The 1,838-nt window shown below is 37.2% G+C and carries 3 protein-coding genes; all 3 read right to left on the reverse strand.

The window, feature by feature from the left end:
- Window positions 1–669: 669 nt before the first annotated feature.
- The gene (locus tag ASJ81_RS12045; RefSeq protein WP_095644266.1) at window positions 670–996 is read right to left on the reverse strand and encodes a transposase; all 327 of its coding nucleotides are present in this window, start codon (window positions 994–996) and stop codon (window positions 670–672) included.
- Window positions 969–1,211 carry a hypothetical protein gene (locus ASJ81_RS12050; protein WP_141241697.1) on the reverse strand — a complete coding sequence of 81 codons (243 nt, stop codon included), beginning with the start codon at window positions 1,209–1,211 and terminating at the stop codon, window positions 969–971. Before ASJ81_RS12050 ends, ASJ81_RS12045 begins: the two co-directional genes overlap by 28 nt.
- On the reverse strand, window positions 1,195–1,838 hold a 644-nt coding region (locus ASJ81_RS12055; protein WP_141241560.1), incomplete at its 5' end, for an IS110 family transposase. The genes ASJ81_RS12050 and ASJ81_RS12055, both read right to left, overlap by 17 nt.

The raw sequence follows: 1,838 nt of genomic DNA on the forward strand, positions 1-1,838 counted from the left end.
TATTACGGGTTAGTATTCGCTTTTTACTGAATCCTCTACCCTCTATGCCATCGATTCCTTTCACAAGGTTTCTACCTTCTTTTTTTTTTAATTAAAAAAAAAAAAAGGAGAAAATATAGGGCTTACCAAGTTCTAAATCATGAATATTAATGGATTCCTTAGGGGTCATCTATAAGCCGGGAACCGTTTGTCCATTCCCTATAGTGTCAATCAAAGTTGCGCTGGCGCACCCCGCTGCAAGCAACGGGGTATGTTCGCGCCACCGCTCAAAATTCCGTTAAAGGAAATAATAACCCTAAACAATTTAGTGTGAGCAGAAGTTAGTAATCGAAAATGGAATTGAGAAATTTTATTATTATCAACGGTTACCGGGGAAGTTTCCATCCCCGCAGCAAGCTAGCGGGGTATTCGACTGAAATAAAACCACTACAGTCTGATTCCGTACCTTTTGGTTCAAGCGCAAGTCCAGTTTCGCTTGTTGGAAGTAACGACTCTTGCAATGATTCACTTTACGTTCTCCATAGAACCCTTATCCTAGCAAGTATTCTGAATTGGACTTTCAGAGGTCTTCACATTGTCCCAGGAGCTTTGCACCCCACCATTACTAGTGACGCACATCCTGGTAGGATTGCTCCGAATGGAAGGAGTAGCGTTTCCGCAATTCATGATTTAACTTCTTGTCGCACTTATTGGTCTTCCTCTCTTCTTTTTCTTCCTATTTCTTTTATTTACTGGTATATTGGACTTTATTCCTCTTCTCCTGTTATATTTTCTAATTTTAGCTGTATCATACATTGCATCAGCTGTTACTTTGGAAGGCCTGTTAACAGGCCTTCCTACAGGTCTCTTTATATTAAAATTTTTAAGTGTAGGTATATAAAGTGTAGAATCATTCTTATTTGCAGGAACAATAATAATCGAGAGAGGTAAACCCTGTAGATCTACTAAAACGCTTATTTTTATTCCTTTTATTTTTTTGTGTCCATCGTAACCGATATTCCCCCTTTTTTAGCCGGAACATCCTTTGTATCAGTAAAGCAGTGAGAAAGACCTATTTTATTCAAATCGTAACCTTTGTTTAAAAGTTCATTGAAAATCTTCTGATAAATACCATGTTCACACAGATATAGATGGAATCTATGTACTGTTGACTTAGATCCATATTTAGCATGAAAGTACATGAGGATATCTTCCTCACGTGCTCTCTTCACCTTCTTTTTCCATTATCGCAAATATTTCACTAATTATTTTTATTCGTTCATCAACTGAGAATATTTCTGTCTCAACAATCTTCCTCTTTTGAATTTCTCCTTTTTGATATCCAGTTCCATCTTCGTATATCTCATCGTTTACGATAAGATGCCATATTATCGTTGCAATTTTCCTTGCCAAGGCAATAATTGCCTTGGAATGCCCAATTGACTTCTTTTTCCTGTTAAAAAACTCTTTTAACTTACTGTTATTCTTTCTTGCCGCTGCTTGAGAAATCTGCGTAAGAATCCATCTTGCTCCCTTTGATCCTCTCTTTGTGATTCTTCCGTTGTGGTATTTATCTGCAGATTGATACACATTAGGAACCAGACCAAGCCAGGAAGCAAGCTTATCTCCAGAAGAAAAATCCTTGAAATTGCCTATTTCAGCAAGTAAAATTGCCGCACCAAGTTCTCCTATACCTGGAACTGACATTAAAATCTCCATTTCTCGCTTATGCTTTTTATAAGCATAATTGAAAATTTCTTTCTCTAAAGCTTCGATCTCATCATCAATACTCTTTATGAGTTTCAGACAGATCTGAAGTCTGAATGCAGCACTTTGAGAGATTTCTCGATCAAGAATTT

It is taken from the genome of Methanosarcina spelaei (assembly GCF_002287235.1).
In the GTDB taxonomy this organism is placed as follows: Archaea; Halobacteriota; Methanosarcinia; order Methanosarcinales; family Methanosarcinaceae; genus Methanosarcina; species Methanosarcina spelaei.